Annotated in this window: 18 protein-coding genes; 12 read left to right on the top strand and 6 right to left on the bottom strand. The window is 34.6% G+C overall.

Annotated elements, in window-relative coordinates; translation table 11 throughout:
- Nucleotides 1–2: 2 nt before the first annotated feature.
- The 7 genes from odhB to dgt all read left to right on the top strand — a co-directional run bounded on the left by odhB (nucleotide 3) and on the right by dgt (nucleotide 8,739).
- On the top strand, nucleotides 3–1,223 hold the full coding sequence (gene odhB, locus MODO_RS00530; protein WP_006257418.1) for a 2-oxoglutarate dehydrogenase complex dihydrolipoyllysine-residue succinyltransferase: 1,221 nt from the start codon (nucleotides 3–5) through the stop codon (nucleotides 1,221–1,223).
- A 388-nt stretch (nucleotides 1,224–1,611) separates the two neighbouring features.
- A complete protein-coding gene (locus MODO_RS00525; RefSeq protein WP_006257417.1) occupies nucleotides 1,612–2,589 on the top strand; it encodes a ribonucleotide-diphosphate reductase subunit beta in 978 nt (325 codons plus the stop codon).
- Nucleotides 2,590–2,616: 27 nt separating this feature from the next.
- Nucleotides 2,617–5,010, top strand: coding sequence for a ribonucleoside-diphosphate reductase subunit alpha (locus MODO_RS00520; protein ID WP_006257416.1), 2,394 nt, complete (start codon nucleotides 2,617–2,619; stop codon nucleotides 5,008–5,010).
- An 83-nt stretch (nucleotides 5,011–5,093) separates the two neighbouring features.
- Complete coding sequence (locus MODO_RS00515) at nucleotides 5,094–5,318, top strand: hypothetical protein (protein ID WP_006257415.1); 225 nt, start codon at nucleotides 5,094–5,096, stop codon at nucleotides 5,316–5,318.
- 125 nt (nucleotides 5,319–5,443) lie between these two features.
- Nucleotides 5,444–6,523 (top strand): hypothetical protein, encoded by a 1,080-nt coding sequence (locus tag MODO_RS00510; RefSeq protein ID WP_006257414.1) that lies wholly within the window; start codon nucleotides 5,444–5,446, stop codon nucleotides 6,521–6,523.
- 138 nt (nucleotides 6,524–6,661) lie between these two features.
- Complete coding sequence (locus tag MODO_RS00505) at nucleotides 6,662–7,378, top strand: AAA family ATPase (RefSeq protein WP_006257413.1); 717 nt, start codon at nucleotides 6,662–6,664, stop codon at nucleotides 7,376–7,378.
- A gap of 14 nt (nucleotides 7,379–7,392) precedes the next feature.
- On the top strand, nucleotides 7,393–8,739 hold the full coding sequence (gene dgt, locus MODO_RS00500; RefSeq protein ID WP_006260550.1) for a dGTP triphosphohydrolase: 1,347 nt from the start codon (nucleotides 7,393–7,395) through the stop codon (nucleotides 8,737–8,739).
- Between the two features lie 87 nt (nucleotides 8,740–8,826).
- Here dgt and MODO_RS00495 read toward each other — a convergent pair whose 3' ends face one another.
- The 3 genes from MODO_RS00495 to rplU form a co-directional block, all read right to left on the bottom strand.
- Nucleotides 8,827–10,203, bottom strand: coding sequence for a hypothetical protein (locus tag MODO_RS00495; protein WP_006257410.1), 1,377 nt, complete (start codon nucleotides 10,201–10,203; stop codon nucleotides 8,827–8,829).
- 325 nt (nucleotides 10,204–10,528) lie between these two features.
- On the bottom strand, nucleotides 10,529–10,789 hold the full coding sequence (gene rpmA / locus MODO_RS00490; RefSeq protein ID WP_006257409.1) for a 50S ribosomal protein L27: 261 nt from the start codon (nucleotides 10,787–10,789) through the stop codon (nucleotides 10,529–10,531).
- 24 nt (nucleotides 10,790–10,813) lie between these two features.
- Entirely contained in the window at nucleotides 10,814–11,176 is a 363-nt protein-coding gene (rplU, locus tag MODO_RS00485) for a 50S ribosomal protein L21 (protein ID WP_006257408.1), read from the bottom strand.
- A 369-nt stretch (nucleotides 11,177–11,545) separates the two neighbouring features.
- On the opposite strand from rplU, the gene MODO_RS00480 reads away from it, so the two are divergent.
- The 3 genes from MODO_RS00480 to MODO_RS00470 all read left to right on the top strand — a co-directional run bounded on the left by MODO_RS00480 (nucleotide 11,546) and on the right by MODO_RS00470 (nucleotide 15,394).
- On the top strand, nucleotides 11,546–12,865 hold the full coding sequence (locus MODO_RS00480) for a M16 family metallopeptidase (RefSeq protein WP_006257407.1): 1,320 nt from the start codon (nucleotides 11,546–11,548) through the stop codon (nucleotides 12,863–12,865).
- 19 nt (nucleotides 12,866–12,884) lie between these two features.
- On the top strand, nucleotides 12,885–14,936 hold the full coding sequence (locus MODO_RS00475) for a M16 family metallopeptidase (RefSeq protein ID WP_059050595.1): 2,052 nt from the start codon (nucleotides 12,885–12,887) through the stop codon (nucleotides 14,934–14,936).
- Between the two features lie 98 nt (nucleotides 14,937–15,034).
- Nucleotides 15,035–15,394, top strand: coding sequence for a heavy-metal-associated domain-containing protein (locus MODO_RS00470; protein WP_006257405.1), 360 nt, complete (start codon nucleotides 15,035–15,037; stop codon nucleotides 15,392–15,394).
- Between the two features lie 348 nt (nucleotides 15,395–15,742).
- Here the strand turns inward: MODO_RS00470 and gldD are convergent, their stop codons facing one another.
- Genes gldD through mutY form a run of 3 tightly spaced genes read right to left on the bottom strand, consistent with a single transcriptional unit; the run spans nucleotide 15,743 to nucleotide 17,841 of the window.
- A complete protein-coding gene (gldD, locus tag MODO_RS00465; protein ID WP_059050593.1) occupies nucleotides 15,743–16,282 on the bottom strand; it encodes a gliding motility lipoprotein GldD in 540 nt (179 codons plus the stop codon).
- 40 nt (nucleotides 16,283–16,322) lie between these two features.
- Nucleotides 16,323–16,766 carry a single-stranded DNA-binding protein gene (locus MODO_RS00460; RefSeq protein WP_006257403.1) on the bottom strand — a complete coding sequence of 148 codons (444 nt, stop codon included), beginning with the start codon at nucleotides 16,764–16,766 and terminating at the stop codon, nucleotides 16,323–16,325.
- Nucleotides 16,767–16,770: 4 nt separating this feature from the next.
- Nucleotides 16,771–17,841 carry an A/G-specific adenine glycosylase gene (mutY, locus tag MODO_RS00455; RefSeq protein WP_006257402.1) on the bottom strand — a complete coding sequence of 357 codons (1,071 nt, stop codon included), beginning with the start codon at nucleotides 17,839–17,841 and terminating at the stop codon, nucleotides 16,771–16,773.
- Between the two features lie 117 nt (nucleotides 17,842–17,958).
- Between mutY and MODO_RS00450 the strand changes: the two genes are divergently transcribed.
- Nucleotides 17,959–18,255, top strand: a complete 297-nt coding sequence (locus tag MODO_RS00450; protein ID WP_006257401.1) for an HU family DNA-binding protein — start codon at nucleotides 17,959–17,961, stop codon at nucleotides 18,253–18,255.
- A gap of 288 nt (nucleotides 18,256–18,543) precedes the next feature.
- Nucleotides 18,544–20,100, top strand: a complete 1,557-nt coding sequence (locus tag MODO_RS00445) for an Rne/Rng family ribonuclease (protein ID WP_006257397.1) — start codon at nucleotides 18,544–18,546, stop codon at nucleotides 20,098–20,100.
- The last annotated feature ends 305 nt before the right edge of the window (nucleotides 20,101–20,405 follow it).

The raw sequence follows: 20,405 nt of genomic DNA, 5'->3' as shown, positions 1-20,405 counted from the left end.
AGATGAGCATCTTAGAAATGAAAGTTCCTTCGCCAGGTGAATCAATTACTGAAGTTGAAATCGCTACATGGTTAGTAAAAGATGGAGATTACGTTGAAAAAGACCAAGCTATTGCTGAAGTAGATTCAGATAAAGCAACTTTAGAATTACCAGCTGAAGAAAGTGGTATTATCACTTTAAAAGCAGAAGAAGGTGACGCTGTTGCTGTAGGGCAAGTAGTTTGTTTAATCGATATGAGTGCTGCAAAACCTGCAGGAGGTGCTTCTACAGAAGCTAAACCAGCTCAAGAGGCTCCTAAAGCAGAAGCTCCTAAAGCTGAACCTGTGCAAGCTGCAGCTACTACTTATGCTACTGGAAGTGCATCTCCAGCTGCTAAGAAAATTTTAGATGAGAAAAGCATCAATCCTGCTACTGTAACTGGTACTGGTAAAGATGGTAGAATCACTAAAGAAGATGCAGTAAACGCAAAAGCTTCTATGGGTACACCAACTGGAGGACCTAGAGGAGAAGAGCGTAAAAAAATGTCTATGTTACGTCGTAAAGTAGCTGAGCGTCTAGTGGAAGCTAAAAACACGACTGCTATGTTAACTACTTTCAACGAAGTTAACTTAACTAACGTAAACAAATTAAGAGCTGAGTATAAAGATGCTTTCAAAGCTAAGCATGGTGTAGGATTAGGATTTATGTCTTTCTTCACTAAAGCGGTTACTCGTGCATTAGAATTATATCCAGACGTGAACTCTATGATCGATGGTCAAGACCAAATCAAGTTTGACTTCGCTGATATCTCTATCGCTGTATCAGGACCTAAAGGTCTAATGGTGCCAGTAGTGAGAAATGCTGAGTTATTATCTTTCCGTGGTGTTGAGGCTGAAATCAAGCGTTTAGCTATCAGAGCTCGTGATGGACAAATCACTGTAGATGAGATGACAGGTGGTACATTCACTATTACTAATGGTGGTGTATTCGGATCTATGTTATCTACTCCAATTATCAACCCTCCACAGTCTGCTATCTTAGGTATGCACAATATCATTGAGCGTCCTATCGCTGTAGATGGAAAAGTTGAGATTCACCCAATGATGTATGTGGCGTTATCTTATGACCACAGAATCATCGACGGACGTGAGTCAGTAGGTTTCTTAGTAGCTATTAAAGAGGCTTTAGAGAACCCAACTGAATTATTATTAGGTAATAATCCTAAAAAAGCTTTCGAACTTTAGTAGTTAGAAACTTTTGAAATATATGAAACGGCAACTATAAATAGTTGCCGTTTTTTTATATTATATTTTTAGATAGTATGACTTTTTGTGCAAAATACTTAATCTACATTTTACAGTAAGTAATGTATGAATTAACTAAGTGGATTAGGTCTCTCATCCCTTAATGGTAGTAGGGTGAGGCTGTTTGGTGTAGTAATATTTTTTTTGTAAGATGTTGTAAATTAGTTATTTGTGTAAGTTGTTGATTGTTAGTCATTGTTAATAACTTGTACCATTTGTGAATAACTAGGTTGTACACTAATTTTTTATAGAGCAAAAAAAACATCATATTTGTAAAAGAGAGGGAGAATTCTCTCGTGATATTTTAATCTTTTATATTCAATATAGTATGGCTGTTCAAGAACCAATTTTAACTGAAAACAAAAATAGATTCGTAATATTTCCTATCAAACATCATGATATTTGGGATTGGTATAAGAAGATGGAAGCTAGCTTTTGGACAGCAGAAGAGATTGATTTGCATCAAGATTTATCTGATTGGAACAATAAGCTAAATGAAGATGAACGTTATTTTATCAAACATATTCTTGCTTTCTTCGCCGCATCTGATGGTATAGTGAATGAAAACTTAGCAGAGAACTTCGTGAATGAGGTACAATACGCTGAGGCAAAGTTCTTCTATGGATTCCAGATTATGATGGAGAATATTCACAGTGAGACTTATTCTCTGCTTATCGATACATATGTGAAGAATGAGGAAGAAAAAGATAGATTATTCAGAGCTATAGAGGTATTCCCTGCTATTATGAAAAAAGCAGAATGGGCGCTGAAGTGGATAGAGTCTGATTCGTTTGCAGAGCGTTTAATCGCCTTTGCAGCTGTAGAAGGTATCTTCTTCTCAGGAGCGTTCTGTTCTATCTTCTGGTTGAAGAAAAGAGGGCTTATGCCAGGTCTTACTTTTTCAAATGAATTAATATCTAGAGATGAGGGAGTACACTGTGACTTCGCAGTACACTTACATAATCACCACTTGATTAATAAAGTTCCTAAAGAACGTATTAGAGAGATCTTAGTAGATGCTTTAAATATAGAAAGAGAGTTTATTACAGAGTCTCTACCTGTTAGTTTGATTGGTATGAACTCTACGTTGATGACGCAATATTTAGAGTTTGTAACGGATAGATTATTAGTGGAGTTAGGTTGTGCAAAAGAATATAATGTAGGTAATCCTTTTGACTTTATGGATATGATCTCTCTACAGGGTAAGACAAACTTCTTCGAAAAACGAGTGTCTGAATACCAAAAAGCAGGGGTGATTTCTAAAGAAGAAGGAGGTAATAAGATTAGCTTCGACGCAGATTTTTAATTGTTAACTTAAAAAGGAAAAGAGTAGATGTACGTAATAAAAAGAGACGGAAGAAGAGAGCCTGTAAGTTTTGACAAGATTACAGACCGAATTAGAATACTGTGTTATGAATTAAATGAGTTCGTAGATCCTGTAAAGGTAGCGATGAGAGTTATCGAAGGATTATACGATGGAGTAGCTACTTCTGAATTAGATAATCTGGCAGCAGAGACAGCAGCTTCTATGACTGTAACACATCCTGACTATGCGCTGTTAGCAGCTAGAATAGCAGTATCTAATTTGCATAAGAATACAAAAAAAGTCTTCTCAGAAACGGTAGAAGATTTATATAGATATGTCAATCCTCGTACAGGACAGGAAGCTCCACTTATCGCTGACGATGTGTATGAGGTAATTAAAAAGCACGGTGAGAGATTAGATTCTACTATTATCTATCAACGTGATTTTAACTATGATTACTTTGGGTTTAAGACACTAGAGCGTTCTTATTTATTAAAGCTTAATGGTAAGATAGTAGAGCGTCCCCAGCATATGCTAATGCGAGTAGCTGTTGGGATACACTTAGATGATATTGATTCTGTTATAGAAACATACGAATTGATGTCTAAGAAGTATTTTACACATGCTACGCCAACGTTATTTAATTCAGGAACACCTAAGCCTCAGATGTCATCTTGTTTCTTATTAACAATGAAAGATGATAGTATTGAGGGAATATATGATACCTTAAAACAAACTGCTAAGATTTCTCAATCGGCTGGAGGTATAGGTCTATCTATTCACAATGTACGTGCGACAGGATCTTATATCAGAGGGACGAATGGTACTTCTAATGGTATCGTGCCTATGCTACGTGTGTATAATGATACGGCTAGATATGTAGACCAAGGTGGTGGTAAGCGCAAAGGTAGTTTTGCTATTTACCTAGAGCCATGGCATGCAGATGTATTTGACTTTATCGAATTGAGAAAAAACCACGGTAAAGAAGAAATGCGTGCACGTGATTTGTTTCTTGCTCTATGGATCAATGATCTATTCATGCAACGTGTGGAGGCTGATGAGAAATGGACTCTAATGTGTCCTAATGAGTGCCCTGGCCTTTGTGATGTGTATGGAGAGGAGTTCGAACAACTTTATCTGAAGTATGAGAATGAAGGTAAAGGTAGACGTACAATCAAGGCACGTGAGTTATGGGAAGCTGTTCTAGAGGCTCAGATAGAGACAGGAACACCTTATATGCTTTATAAAGATGCGGCTAATGCGAAGTCAAATCAGAAGAATCTAGGTGTGATTAGATCATCTAATTTATGTACTGAGATTATGGAGTACACTTCTCCAGATGAAGTAGCGGTATGTAATCTAGCGTCTATCTCATTGCCAATGTTCGTAGAAGATGGTCAATTTAATCATCAGTTCTTATTTGATGTAACGAAGCGTATTACACGTAACTTAAATAGAGTTATTGATAGAAACTATTATCCTGTAGAAGAGGCGTATAATTCTAATATGCGTCATAGACCTGTGGGATTAGGAGTACAAGGATTAGCAGATGCATTTATCATGATGAGAATGCCGTTCACTAGTCCAGAAGCAAAGCAATTAAACCAAGAGATATTCGAAACGATATACTTTGCAGCTTTAACTGCTTCTATGGAAATGGCTAAAGAGGAAGGAGCATATTCTACGTTTGAGGGATCACCTATTTCTAAAGGAGAGTTCCAATACAATATGTGGGGTGTGAAAGATGAAGAATTAAGTGGAAGATGGGATTGGGCTTCTTTGAGAAAAGAAGTAATGGCTAGTGGAGTGAGAAACTCTTTATTATTAGCGCCTATGCCTACAGCATCTACTTCTCAAATCTTAGGAAATAATGAGGCATTCGAACCTTATACATCGAATATCTATACTAGACGTGTGTTATCAGGAGAGTTTATTGTTGTAAATAAACATTTATTGAAAGACCTTGTAGAGTTAGGTCTTTGGAATGAAGATTTAAAACAAGAGATCATGCGTGCGAATGGTTCTATCCAACATATTGATTTTATACCTGCTGATATTAGAGAATTGTATAAAACAGTATGGGAACTTAGTATGAAAGATATCATTGATATGTCACGTCAACGTGGATATTTCATTGACCAGTCTCAATCTTTAAACTTGTTTATGGAAGGAGCGAACTATGCTAAGTTAACCTCTATGCATTTCTATGCGTGGAAGTCAGGGTTAAAGACAGGAATGTATTACTTGCGTACGAAGTCTGCTGTAGATGCGATTAAGTTTACTTTAAATAACGAGAAGAAAACTAATCCAAATGCTATAGAAGAAGTAGAGCAGGTGTCTGTAGAAGACTATCAAGCGATGTTACAGCGTGCTAGAATGGCTGCTAATAATGATGAAGATTGTGAAATGTGTGGTTCTTAAAGAACATACTTTATTGATATTAAAAGGTAGTTCTCTGAGCTACCTTTTTTGTTGTATCTTTGTACCATTAACAGTTATATACTATGTCTAAAGAAACTAAAAAAGGTATTTTTAAAGGAGCGATAGAGAAAGATGCTAAAGGAAATTATTTCTGTGGGCCTTATTTATTAGATTACCAATATACAGAAGCAAACTTCAAAGTAGGTGATGTGATTAGCATTAAGAAAGCTATTGCTAACCCTAGTAATATGAGTAGAGAAGACTACCCAATGAAGTCAATGAAGTTCTTCTTAGCAGGTGAAGAATAAGATTATAGAGACGGAGTTATACCAGAACTATAGATAAGAATAGGTAAGGAGTGATGAATAGTCACTCCTTTTTTTGTTTATGTTCTGTAAGATAATCGTTATATTTACTGTTAAAGAAATAAGCTATGAGAAAGATATTCTCTATTGTAGGAGGATTGTTATTATTGGGGATTGGTGTTTTTGTGTATCAGAATTATTATCAGGAGAACAACTACCCTTCTAAACCTAAAGTTGTAAAAAATAGTAATCGTATCCGCACTATAATAGATGAGAAAGATATAGGATTAGATATATATTATCTAATCAAACAAGATAATGGAGAAGATATAAGAATAGATCATGTATATTATTATGATGTAGTCGCTCCTGATTATTCTAGTGAGAATTACATTCGTTTTACAGATAAAGACAGAGAGTTAGTTGGTTTGTATAATGATAAAGGAAAAGTGGTCATAGAACCTATATATTCAGGGTTAACCAAAGTGCATAATGGTATGCTATATGCTCTAAAAGGTGCTGTAAAAGATAATATAGGGAGGAATGGTGATAGACATAATGTACTTCTAGGAGGAGATACCTATCTTTTAAATACTAAAGGGGAGGTATTAATTGAAGATATGCTTGAACCTCATATTGATTTGGATATGTTTAGTTTAAAAATTACTGACGAACCTCTAGAAGATAGTTATTATGTTAGCTTAAAGGGGAAGAATGGTAAGTATTATAACTTCGTTCAATTAGAGAAGTATTTGCAGTATTTCACAGAACAGATATTTTTACCAAGTACAGAAGGAAGTAAATGGGAGAAGTATCTATCAGATAATCTGAAAGTGAACTTAGAAATAGATAATGATAATATAGGTGATTATATAGTTATTGATAAAAAGGAATTGTTAGAAGATAAGAGGGAACTAATAACTCAAGCATTTGATTTAATAAAAAACGGAGATAGCAGTCGTTATCACATAGATTATTATATAGAAGATGGAGTGATAACTGATGATACAGAAATCACATCTGAGCAAGACAGAAAGTTATATTTAGATGAAGAAGGCAAATGGAGAAGTGCTGAGTTTCCTGCGTTTAGTGTAAATATAAAGGAAGTTAAAGGTAAACAGACGAGATCAAATCATTTTGATTTCTATAGAAATAAAGATGGCGGAATGACGCTTTATCAGATTACTATTCGCGCTCGTTATTTCTAATCAAGGCGGAATGGTTTTATTTAGGGGATTAGTTGTGAATATACTAAAATGTTCTTTTTTTCTCTTTTCTGGAGGGGTTAATCGAGGAATATAAGCAGTATATTTGTGGATTAACACACAACAAATTTATTGTTTAATATGAGTTCTTTATATTATATAGATCGCACTAAGATTTCTTTAGACGATGTCATGTTTAATGACAACGTAAAAGCTGAGATTACTCAATTTCTAAAAGAGTATAAATACCGTGATATACTGATGAAGTATAATCTACCTGTTAGTAATAAGATATTACTTTATGGTAAGACAGGATGTGGTAAGACCATGACAGCTAAGGCTATTGCTAAACATTTAGATAAGAAACTTATCATTGTTAATCTTGCTACTATTGTTTCTTCCAAGCTAGGAGAAACGGCTAAGAATATTGAGAGTTTATTTAAAGAAATTCAATACGAGAGTTCTGTCCTATTCTTTGATGAGTTTGACTCATTAGGCCAGATTAGAGATTATGACAATAAGGATAACAGTGAGATGAAACGTGTAGTGAATGCTATCTTACAGTTGATAGATAATCTACCACAGAAGTCTATTCTTATGGCAGCTACGAATCAGATACACATGATCGATGAAGCTTTAGTTAGACGCTTTGAGTTACAGTTAGAATATACAGCTCCGAATAAAGAGGCTCTTGACTTCTATTACGATAAGTTGCTAAAGGAATATCCAGAAGAGTATAGAACATTAACGAGAATATATGACGTTTCTTATGCAGAGGCAAAGAATCATGTATTCAAAACAGTAAAAGATAATATTATAAATAGCCAATTATTATTAGAGGCTGATCAAAATAACTAGTTGAACATTTGCTTATGATGAAATGGGAAAAGTTACTATCACTAAAGAAGTATGGTGACACTTTTGTTAGAAATAGATTAGATGAACTAGAGACTCGTATAGGGTTTGAGGTGGACTATGATAGAATCATCTTTTCATCACCATTTAGAAGTTTACAAGATAAAACACAAGTAATCCCTCTGTCTAAGACGAACTTTGTTCACACTAGATTGACACATAGTTTAGAAGTGTCTGTGGTAGGACGTTCTTTAGGTAGAATAGTAGGTTCTAGTCTTTTAAATAAATATACTTATTTAGCAGAAGAATACGGATATACAGTAAATGACTTCGGGGCTATAGTAGCAGCGGCTTCATTAGCACACGATATTGGTAATCCTCCATTTGGGCACTCTGGTGAACGTGCGATAGGGGACTTCTTTAAACGAGGACTAGGAGCTAAGTATAGAGATCAGGTAACAGATAAGGAATGGCAAGACTTGATTGACTTTGAAGGTAATGCAAATGGTTTTGCTATACTGACGAAGAGTCGTCCTGGTATGGCAGGTGGTTTGAGAATCTCTTATGCTACTCTTGGAGCCTTTATGAAGTATCCTAAAGAGAGTTTGCCTAAGAAATTGACTAGAGATATCTCAGATAAGAAATATGGCTTCTTTCAAGAGGATAAAGAGGCATTTATTGATGTAGCGAATGAACTAGGTCTTATATCTAAAGACGATCGTACTGAAGCAGCATATTTTAGACACCCTTTGGCTTTCTTGGTTGAAGCAGCAGACGATATATGTTATACTATAACAGACTTCGAAGACGGTATTAATCTCGGATGGATACCAGAAGAGCACGCTTTAGAGTTTCTAATTAAGATCGTTCAGAACAGCATTAACCCACAGACTTATGCTCAGTTAGCTTCTAAGGAGGATAGAGTGAGTTATTTAAGGGCTTTAGCGATAGGGAGTTTGATACAGGATGTGTGTAGAGTATTCTTAGAGAATGAAGATAAGATATTAGCAGGTGAGTATCCTTATGCCTTAACGGAGAAGTGTAGTTATATCGCTCAGATGAAAGATATTCTGTCTGTGAGTATTAATAAAGTATACCAGAGCCGTGAGGTAATAGAAAAGGAGATAGTAGGATATAAAGTAATCAATGCTCTGTTAGAAGCGTTTACATCAGCTGTAAATAACGTCTATTACGGAGAGGAGAGCCAGTATGATTTATTGATTATGTCTCTATTACCAGATAAGTATAGAATAGAGAGTGATAGTGTGTATGTGCGTTTAATGAATATATGTCACTTTATCTCTATGCTGACTGATGGTAAAGCTTTAGAGTTGTATAATATGATAAAGGGAAACGATAGATAAGATTATATCGATTATAATATATCAAAAAGAGGTAATAGTATTGAACTATTACCTCTTTTTTTAGCTTAAAATATCTGTGAAATTAAATTACTCTCTTGTAGTAGGTATCCAAAGATGTGCGTATTTGGACATTCCATCTTTAGGAACGAATACTTTGTTCGCTTCAGGAGCTTTAATTGATTTAGCTTCCTCTAAAGTTTTTCCTACAACGTCCCCTTTGCTTTTTAATATAGAGTTGCTATCTAGTAAGTTTCCTTTGTCATCTTTAACTTGTTTAGTAGCTATAGCAAATGTAGCTTTAGAACCATCAGCAGCGATGTCTTTTACATAAAAAGTTAAGTATTGGCCTTCTCTTCCTTCATAATATCCTTTAGCAGAGATTACTTTGTATATTAGTTGTCCTGATTTCTCATCTGCAAATACTCTTTCTAAGTTAAAAGAAGCGCTTTCTTTGAATTCTCCAGAACCTGCCATATCTGCAACAAAAAGAAAAGCTTCTTTATCTTCTCCCATTCTGAAAGTATAGTAACCTATTTTAGTTGGTCCCATTTTTTCTGTGACATAACTTCCTTTTAAGTTAGCGAAAGCTGTATTGTTTGTTCCTTCATCTTTAGTATATGTTGTGAAATTAGCTTTAATCTCTTCTTGACTAGCGAATTCTTTTTCAGCTTGTTGTTTAGGTGTAAGTCCTTCTGAAGTAGCCTTGTATGTTAGACGAGCAACATCCACTTTATTATCAACAATATTTTTTAACTGAATAACGTAGTAAAAGTCTTTTACTTTTTCATCTTTGCCTACTAGTAGGATTTTATTGGTGTTTTTATTGTGAGCTAGTACAGTCATATTGTAATCACCACTAAAGTTTATTACATCATTAGAGAAATCGTAATAATAAGAGAATGTCCCTTGAGGAGTAGTTGCGGAGAATGAGTATTTACCATTGATAGGTAATAGAATAGGTTCTACTATAGCGCCTTTAGTCATAGGTAACCAACCAAATTGACCTTTATCATGCTCAACTATAACATCTTTTGCTGGGTAAGCTGCTTTAATTGCCTCTATTTCTGTTTTAGCTGTCAAATCGATATTTAATAAAAACTCACTTTTATTATCTTTAATATCTCTAAAAAAGAATGCTTTGTATTCATTGTTGTCTTTATTTTTAGCAACAGTTTTTAGAACACCTTCTGCATTCTTGTATGTTGTAATAACATTAAATATTTCATCATCTTGACCACTACCTGCCATTCCTGACATCTTCATAGTGATTGTAGTCTTTTCAAAATGAAAAGGGATAGGGTTACCAGCGTGATTGAATGAATAATCACCTAGAACTGGAGATTCTTTACTTACCTCTACTTGATCTTTTTGTTCTGGTCTGATGATTTCGTTATCATCACTAGAACAACTCGTCAACAAAAATGCAGTGATTGCAAATAACGAAAGTACTTTTTTAATCTTCATTTTTAATAAGTTAGATTGTTTAATTATTTAGAACAAATGTAAATAAAATATCTAATTCTACAATAGTTATTTTTATTTTGTCTAAATAATTAATATTAAGTACTGATTTATAGTTTGTTATGTTGTTTTAGGGGATGGTGTTTATTGTAATGAATCTAAATAAAATAGATAATCTAAAGAGCTTTATTAGTTTTTTTGAAGAGCAAAGAAAGTAAGGAGGTGAGATGCGAGACTATAGTGCACAAAAAAAGGCGCTATAATTAATTATAGCGCCTTCTCTATGTTTTCTATTTATTTGTCTTAAACAAATAAATAAGTTTGATTCTTAAGCTTCAAATGGTAAAATAGAAACGTAAGACTTGTTGTCTTTTTTCTTTTGGAATTTAACAACACCGTCAACTTTTGCATGTAAAGTATGATCTTTCCCCATGTAAACGTTTTCACCAGCATTGTGCTTAGAACCTCTTTGTCTAACGATGATATTTCCAGCGATAGCTGCTTGACCACCATAAATCTTAACGCCTAAACGTTTCGATTCTGATTCTCTACCATTCTTAGAACTACCTACACCTTTTTTGTGTGCCATGACGTTTTAAATTTAGTTTGTTAATTACTCAGCTGCTTCAGCAGTTTCTTTTTTAGTTGCTTTCTTTTTAGCTCCTCCTGCATTGATTCCCTCAATAACAATTTGAGTTAAAGCTTGTCTGTGTCCGTTTTTCTTTTTGTAACCTTTTCTTCTTTTCTTTTTGAAAACGATTACTTTGTCACCTTGTAGGTGTTGTAAAACTTTAGCTTCCACAGAAGCACCTTCTATAGCTGGGGCGCCTAGAGTGATGTTGTTGTTGTCATCAACTAAAAGAACTTTGTCAAAAGTAACTTTTGATCCTTCTTCAGTTGCTAAACGGTGTACATACACTTTTTGGTCTTTGCTAACTTTGAATTGTTGCCCTGCTATCTCTACGATTGCGTACATAACAAAAAATTAAAATGTTTATTAAGGGTGCAAATATACATTTAATTTCTTATTTACAAAAGTTTTACACCTCCCATTTAGAATATTTTTTATTTCTATTTTGGTGTAAATGAGTTAGTTCTGTTATACTTCATTATCTTATAAAGTTTGCTTAAGGCGAGGTGTGATAGATCATTAGTAGTAGATCTATGCCTTTGATGGCGGTGTTATCTGTTTGATGAAGTTTATTTAGTACTGTCGATGAATGTCAATTTGGTGGTGTATTGGACTGTTTATTTAATAAAATATAAAAATATTTTAGAAATAGTGTAACATAATTTAAAATATGGCTACTTATTAGGTTATAACCTAATTTCAAAATATTGTAGAATGAAAAAATCTTTATTGGTTTTAGGCTCATTATTCTTCGGAATATCTGCCTTAGCTCAAAAAGTGGAATTCGAGCAGTACACTTTAGATAACGGATTACACGTTATCTTACATCAAGACAAATCGGCTCCTGTAGTAGTGACATCAGTGATGTATCATGTAGGGGCTAAAGATGAAAACCCTGATAGAACAGGATTTGCTCACTTTTTTGAACACTTATTGTTTGAAGGAACGAAGAATATCGAGCGCGGTGAGTGGTTTAAGATAGTAACTGCTAATGGGGGGAATAATAATGCTAATACTTCTGATGACCGTACTTATTATTATGAAGTATTCCCTTCTAATAATTTAGAGCTTGGACTTTGGATGGAGTCTGAGCGTCTGATGCACCCTATCATTAATCAGATAGGTGTAACTACTCAGAATGAAGTAGTAAAAGAAGAAAAGAGACTACGTGTAGATAATCAACCTTATGGTCAATTATTCTCAGAGGTGAAGAAAAATCTATTCGTTAAGCACCCTTATCGCTGGGCACCTATTGGATCTATGGAACACTTAGATGCTGCTACTTTAGATGAGTTCTTAGCTTTTAACAAGAAGTTTTATTTACCAAATAACGCTGTTTTAGTTGTAGCTGGTGATTTTGAGAAAGATCAAGCAAAAACGTGGATTAAACAATATTTTGGACCTATTGCTAAAGGAAGTCCTGTTGTAAAAAACAAATTTGAGGAAGCTCCTATAACAAAAGAAATTCACGCTGAGTTTCAAGATCCGAATATTCAACTTCCAATGTTAGTAGAAGCATATCGTACACCATCTATGAAGACTCGTGATGCTCGTGTGTTAGATATGATCTCGTCTATTTTATCAGGAGGGAAAAGTTCTAGATTGTATAAAAAAGTAGTTGACCAAAAGAAGATGGCTTTAGAAATGGCTTCATTTAACTTAAGTCAAGAAGATTATGGAATCTACTTTATTTACGGTATTCCGATGCAAGGTTTTGCTTCGGCTGATTTAATTAAAGAGATTGATGAAGAAATCGAGAAATTACAGACTGAGTTGATTTCAGAGCGTGACTTCCAGAAACTTCAGAACGTTTTCGAAAAGCAATATGTTGATTCTAACTCTAATGTAGAAGGATTAGCTGAGAATCTTGCTTCTTATTACCTATTGTACGGTGATGTTAATCTAATTAATACGAATATAGATATCTATAGAAGTATCACTAGAGAAGAGATTCGCGATGTAGCTAAAAAATACCTGAATAAAAATCAAAGGTTAATTTTGGATTATATCCCTACAAAGAAAGCTAATAACTAATTTTAACTGTAGACTAGAAATGAAAAAAATATATATTTATGCTGCAAGTGTAGTGTTTGCTTTGGCAGCTTTAGAAGTACAAGCTCAAGATAGAAAACAGCCTGTAGCGGGGCCTGCGCCAGTAGTACATGTAGGACAGCCTACCTCTTTTGTATTAAAGAATGGGATGAAGGTGATGGTTGTTCAGAATACGAAGTTACCTCGAGTATCTTATACATTGAGTATTGATAACCCACTTATTTATGATGGGGAGAAAGCAGGAGTAGCTTCTATCTTATCTGAGATGTTGGGGAATGAGACTAAGAAGATGAATAAAGATCAGTTCTTAGAAGAAATAGATTTCTTGGGGGCTAGAATTAATTTCCATACAGGCGGTGCTTCAGCGAATGGATTGTCTAAACACAATGAGACTATTCTAAACTTATTAGCTGATGGAGTAATCAACTCTGTGCTGACACAAGAAGAATTCGATAAGGCTAAAGCAAAAGCTATCGAAGGTGTGAAGTCTGGTGAGAACAGTGTGACTAATATTGCTCGTAGAGTAGAAGACGCTGTGCTATACGGAAAGAATACTCCAGTGGGTGAATTCGAAACGGAGAAGACATTAAACAATGTGACTTTTGCTGATGTTCAAGCATACTTTAAGAAATATTATTCTCCTGAGAACGCTTACTTAGTAGTAGTAGGTGATATTGATTATAAAAAGACAGAGAAGTCTATCAAGGGGCTTTTTGAGGCTTGGAATAAATCGAATACACAGTATAAAGATGTTGCCTATAAAGGGAATGTTAGTGCTACAGAGATTAACTTCGTAGATATGCCTAATGCTGTTCAGTCTGAGATAGCATTAGTAAATGAGGTTGAATTAAAAATGACAGACAAGGATTATTTTGCTGTTATTTTGGCTAACCAAATTCTTGGAGGTGGAGGAGAAGGCCGTCTTTTCTTAAACTTGCGTGAAGCACATGGTTGGACGTATGGAGCGTACTCTTCTATAAGTCCATCTCGTAAGTATCCTGGTAAATTTAGAGCCACAGCTGCAGTGCGTAACGTGGTTACAGATAGCGCTGTAACAGAGTTTGTAAAAGAGATAGACCTTATCCGTACGACTCCTGTTAAAGAAGATGAACTAAAGTTAGCGAAAGCTAAATATGTAGGGGACTTCGTGATGGAAATCCAGAAACCTGCTACTGTAGCTAGATATGCTCTTAATAAAGAGTTGTATAAACTTCCAGCTGATTTTTATGAGAACTACATTAAGAATATCAATGCTGTAACGATAGCAGATGTACAGAAAGTTGCTCAGAAGTATTTCCTTAAGGATAATATGCGTATCGTTATCGTAGGTAAAGGTAGTGACGTATTATCAGGATTAGAGAAATTAGGCTATCCTATTAAGTACTATACTAAAGAGGCTGATGAAGCTAGTAAGCCAGACTTTAGTAAAGCAGTACCTGCTGGAGTAACTGTTAATTCTGTAGTAGATAAATATTTGAACGCTATCGGTGGAGAGAAGAAAGTAGCAGAGATCAAATCTGTTGCCATAACTAGTACTGCTGAAGTACAAGGGATGAAACTAGAATCTATATCTAAAATGAAAGAGGGATATATCTTAGTAGAGCAGAAGATGATGGGGAATACTTTATCTAAGCAAGTAGTGACTCCAAAAGCTGGTTATGTAATGCAACAAGGCCAAAAACTGGAACTTACAGGTGATAAATTAGCTGAAGTACAAAGTGAAGCAACAATTTTTCCTGAGTTAAAAATGAAAGCTAATAAAAGTGCTATTGTTACTGGTGTAGAGTCTTTTAATGGTAAAGATGCTGTAGGTGTTAAAGTTGGTAAGTCTGTTTACTATTATGACTTGACTACTGGACTTAAAGTAGGTGCTGTAATGACTCAAGAGCAAGGTGGCCAAGTAATGAATATGACTACTAAGTATGAGGATTATAAAGAAGTGAAAGGGGTAAAAATACCTTTTAAACAAGTATTAAATGTAGGAATAGAGATTGTTAATATCGTTACAGATGTTAAAATCAACGAAGGAGTTACTGACGAGGATTTTAAATAATTGATTATCTAAATAATAGAATTGAAAAAGCAACTGAATTATCGGTTGCTTTTTTTATTTTTGTACTATCAAGAATGTAATTTTAAAATACCACAAAGATGAAAATAGTAAAGTCAATAGGCTTCATGATGTTAGGAGCTATATTATTAGTATCGTGTAAGAATGAAGAGAAGACGGCTGATGCGTCAGTATCTACTGCATCTACAGAAGTAGCTGGTAATGTGGAGCACACTACATTTAAGATCGATGGAATGACGTGTGAGATAGGATGCGCCAAGCTAATAGAAGGTAAGTTAGCAGGGTTAGACGGAGTGAAGTTAGCTAAAGTAGACTTTGATACTAAGACTGCAGAGATAGACTATGATGAGTCTAAGCAGAGTGTAGAGTCATTAGTAGGTACTGTAGAGAAGATCGCTAATGGGATTTATAAGGTAGAGAGCGTTAGTGCTACTAAATAATAAGAATAATATAAGAGTAGGGGCATTCCTCATCTGTTTAAATATTTGATCTAAAGCGAGTGTGTTGATACATACTCGCTTTTTTTATTGGTTTTAATGCGAGTGAGTCCGTTGTGAGTCCGTTATGAGTCCGTAGTGAGTCCGTAGTGAGTCCGTTATTTTGGATGTTTTATCGGAGTTATGATGTACTGATGATGTAGAAATATAGTTAACATGACGCAGAAGACTCCTATAAAAACAAAATGGAACTAATCTATACAGACTAGCTCCATCGGAATATAAAAATCGAGATGTATTCTATTTAATAGCAGGTGTGTTTACCTCCTGTTTACTAGTCCATTTAAGTGTCTATAGTAGTGTTCTCATATCTTTCTTTACATATTCTGTGGCAGGTAAGATAGAGTCATAGTTTGGTTTAGCATAGAAGTATAGAGAGGCTACGATAAAGTTTTTTATACTATCTGTAGCGTAGAACTGTACATTCGTAGCAGCATTTCCCTGTACATCATATAGCATCCCATATACTCTGTCATCAGAGTTGATATAAGGTTGTTCTATAATCTCATCAGCCTTCACGAAGTGCTCATAAGTAAGCTTCTGTGCGTCTTTTAGCAGTAGATTTAAGTTGTTTTCTACAGGCTTATAGTTGATGAAGATGGTAGCCTTCATCTGTGGATAATGTATTTCTAGTGAATTCTTTTTAGTCTCTTTAATAGTAGACCATTGATTTTGACTAAACTCAAAACCGTTTTCGTTTTGATAAGTCTTGTATTCCTGATTAGGATAGTCTAGAGCTAAGAAAGCATTTGGCTTAGGAGTAGTATCCTCTTTGCAGGCAGCGAAGAAGGCTACAGATAATAGTAAAGTGCTTATATATTGGAATTTCATCTTTCTTATTTCGATTAAGGTTTACAAAGTAGTAACCTACTTAAAACGGCAAATTGTCATTATTAGTCTCTTTAGGGATATTAAAATTGTCTACAGCCTCTTTTTTTTCTTCTTCAAAAGATGTTTTTTGTCTGTAGTCATTTTCTTTTTTGGTATCTAAGAACATAAACTTTGTTACCATAATCTCTACTGTCTGTCTATTCATACCGTCTTCTCCTTGCCATTGACGGGTGCGTATTCTCCCTTCTACATAGATGCGATCTCCCTTAGATAAATATTTCTCACACACTTCAGCAGCTTTGTTTTTGACGACTAGATTATGCCATTCTGTAGAAGTATATTTTTCTCCGGATGTCTTATTGACATAAACTTCGTTAGTCGCAATCGGAAAACGACCTATACAATTACCATTTTCGAAGTAATGCATCTTGACGTTATCACCTAAGTGACCTATTAATGTAACTTTGTTAAGGGTGCCGTTCATAGTGTTAGGATATTAGTGTTTTTAAATCTAAGGATGTAATAAAGTTATGAATTACAATCGGAAATCCAAATTTATTTAAATCCTCCCAACTCGTTTGTACAGAAGGCGTTGCTTCTATTTGTACGCACCAGAACTTGATGTGTAACTTCTGATGTGATAGCTGGTGTGTGATAGCGTCAGCCGTCAGTTCTTTTATCTCCTTTATATATAAGGTGTCGTATCGCTCTCTCAGTGCAGAGTCTATATCTTCTACATGATGAGTGAAACTGTCGAATACTGGAAATTGGTATAGCTGTTGCCAGATATCTTTAGCTGTGCGTTGTTCTATATGAGTATTACCATCTTTATCAATGAAGATGATGAAGTCTAAATAGCGTTTTTTTACCTTTACCTTGCTTAGTTTGATAGGGAGTACAGCCACCTGATTAGTCTGATAGGCTACACACTCTTTAATAAAAGGGCATGATGGACAGTCAGGGCTCTTCGGGGTGCATTGTATCGCACCGAAGTCCATGATCGCTTGATTAAAGGTCGCAGGGTCATGCTGAGGAATTAGAGTAGCCGCTAGTGCTTGAAATTCTTTCTTAGTAGTATTGGTAGAGATATCAGAAGTGATACCATATACACGTGATAATACTCTGAATACATTGCCGTCTACTACAGGTACTACTTCATCATAAGCGATAGAGGCTATGGCTGCAGCAGTATATTCTCCTACACCTTTTAATGTAAGTAGTTCTTTATAATTAGGAGGAAATACTCCATTTAGTTCATAGGCTACCTTTTTTGCTGTTGCATGAAGGTTTCTAGCTCTACTGTAGTAGCCAAGTCCTTGCCATAAGCGCATTACATCATCTTCGGGTGCATCTGCTAGATCTTTTACAGTAGGATAAGTGGTTAAAAAGGCTTCAAAATAGGGCAAACCTTGCGCTACTCGCGTTTGTTGCAGTATTATTTCTGATAACCAAATGGCGTAAGGGTTTTTAGTTTCTCTCCAAGGTAAAAAACGTTTGTTTTCTAAGTACCAAGTAATGAGTTTATTAGAAAAAATCATTGTAAAAAGTATTGAACGCAAACTTAAAACTTTATATATTTAAATTTTAATCAATTAAGGTTGAATTATTGGGATATAAATTAATATATTTGCACACTCTAAAAATATCAGACAACAACAAAATAATTTATATCTAAAATGACGAAAGCAGACATTGTAGCTAAAATTTCAGAAAAATTAGGGCTTGAAAAAGGTGAAGTACAGGCAACAGTAGAATCTTTTATGGAAGAAGTAAAAGGATCTTTAGAAGCTGGTGAAAATGTTTATTTAAGAGGTTTCGGTAGTTTTATTATTAAAACTAGAGCTGAGAAAACAGGAAGAAATATCTCTAAAAACACAACTATCAGAATCCCTGCACACAATATCCCAGCATTCAAACCAGCTAAGGTGTTTGTAGAAGGCGTAAAGTCAAACACAGAAGTAAAAGTAAAATAATTTATTAATCTCTAAATTACACACATTATGCCAAGTGGTAAAAAAAGAAAAAGACATAAGGTAGCGACGCACAAACGTAAAAAAAGAGCGAGAGCTAACCGTCACAAAAAGAAAAAGTAGTTTAAAACTACTTTTTTCTTTTAGTAGAAAAAAGATACTGAAAAAACTTGCCTTGCAAAAGGTAAGTTTTCCAGATAGAAATATCTGTATTAATGTTTAATCCATCTATACAAACTCATTTGGTCTTTTAGACATCGTAATGGATGAGTATGGATAAAAATGTACAGTGTGAATAAAGAGCTAATTGTTAGGTCGAATTCTGATACAGTAGATTTTGCCTTATTAAAAGATGGAAAACTAATTGAACTACACAGGGAGAGAGAAGAGAGTGAAGATGATGGTTTTCAAGTTGGCGATATCTTTATCGCTAAGATTAGAAAACCTGTAGCAGGACTTAATGCTGCATTCGTTCACGTAGGCTTTGAGAAGGATGCTTTCTTGCATTACCATGATCTAGGTCCTAATCTTCGAACTTTACTGAAGTTCACTAAACTTGTAAGCGGAGGTAAATTAAAAGATTACTCCTTAAAGAACTTTCCTTTTGAGGAAGAAATTGATAAAGATGGAGTGGTTAGTGATGTATTAAGTGCTAATCAGTCTTTATTAGTTCAGATTGTTAAAGAACCTATTTCTACTAAAGGACCTCGTATTAGTTCTGAACTTTCTATAGCAGGACGTTATGTAGTCTTAGTTCCTTTCTCTAATAGAATCTCTATTTCTCAAAAGATAGAATCTAAAGAAGAAAAAGAACGTCTAAAGAAACTTCTTCAAACAATCAAACCAAAGGGATTTGGAGTAATAGTACGTACTGTGGCAGAGGGAATGAAGGTAGCTGAGATCGAAAAAGATCTGCAGAACCTAATGACTCGCTGGAACAATATGTGCAAAAAATTAAGCGTAGCTCATCATCCTTCTAAAGTATTAGGAGAGGTTAATAAAGCATCATCTATTCTTAGGGATGTGTTTAATGATACTTTCACGGGTATCATGACTGATGATGAAGATATGTATTACCAAACGAAAGACTATTTGCAAGAGATAGCTCCTTCGAAAGTTTCTATTGTGAAGCACTATCAATCATTAGAAGTTCCGATTTTCGAAAAGTATAATATCGAACGTCAGATCAAGACTTCTTTTGGTAGAACTGTTTCTATGAGTAAGGGAGCTTATTTAATCATAGAACATACAGAGGCGTTACACGTCATAGATGTAAACAGTGGAAATCGCTCAAACAAAGCTCAGTCTCAAGAAGACACTGCCCTTGAAGTTAACCTTATCGCTGCAGCTGAGATAGCTAGACAGCTTAGATTAAGAGATATGGGTGGGATTATCGTAGTGGATTTTATTGACATGGGGAACCCAGAGAATAGAAAGACACTATACGACTTCTTAAAAGAAGAAATGAGTGATGATAAAGCAAAACACAAGATCTTGCCTCCTAGTAAATTTGGATTAATTCAAATCACTAGACAACGTGTTAGACCTGAAGTTAATATTGAAACAAGAGAAGAAGATCCGAATGAACACGGTGAAATCGAAGCTCCTATTCTTGTTATTGACAAAATAAAGGCTGACCTAGAAAATATTATTTCGAAAGATAAGTCGAAAAAAATTATCTTAAATACGCATCCATTTGTTGCTGCTTATTTAACTAAAGGAATTCCATCTATTAGAGCTAAGTGGTACTTAGAGTTTAAAAAATGGGTTAAAGTAATTCCACGTGACGCTTACACGTATCTAGAATACCATTTCTTAGATGATAAAGGAAATGAACTTTCAGAATAACAAAAAAACCACTAGTCGGAGATTAGTGGTTTTTTTGTTTCTAACTTTTTTATGGGACACTAGCCTTTTAATAATCAAATATTCTTTTCTTAAAAAAGTGGTGTAAAACTGTGCGAAGTCACTTTTTGTCTTTTTTAATACCAGCGTTATACTTATAAGGTATAGTTTTTTAAATAATAATTTTTGTCAGTGAGTGTAGAAGAATGTTTGCTTTCTAGCTATTGTGTTTATTATTAGTAGTTTATTTGTGGTGTTTTCTATCTTATGATTTGCTTTGTATAATTTTTTAAACTCTTAAAAAAGTA

This window comes from Myroides odoratimimus (genome assembly GCF_001485415.1).
Classification (GTDB): domain Bacteria; phylum Bacteroidota; class Bacteroidia; order Flavobacteriales; family Flavobacteriaceae; genus Flavobacterium; species Flavobacterium odoratimimum.
This window is presented reverse-complemented; position numbering and strand designations above follow the sequence as displayed.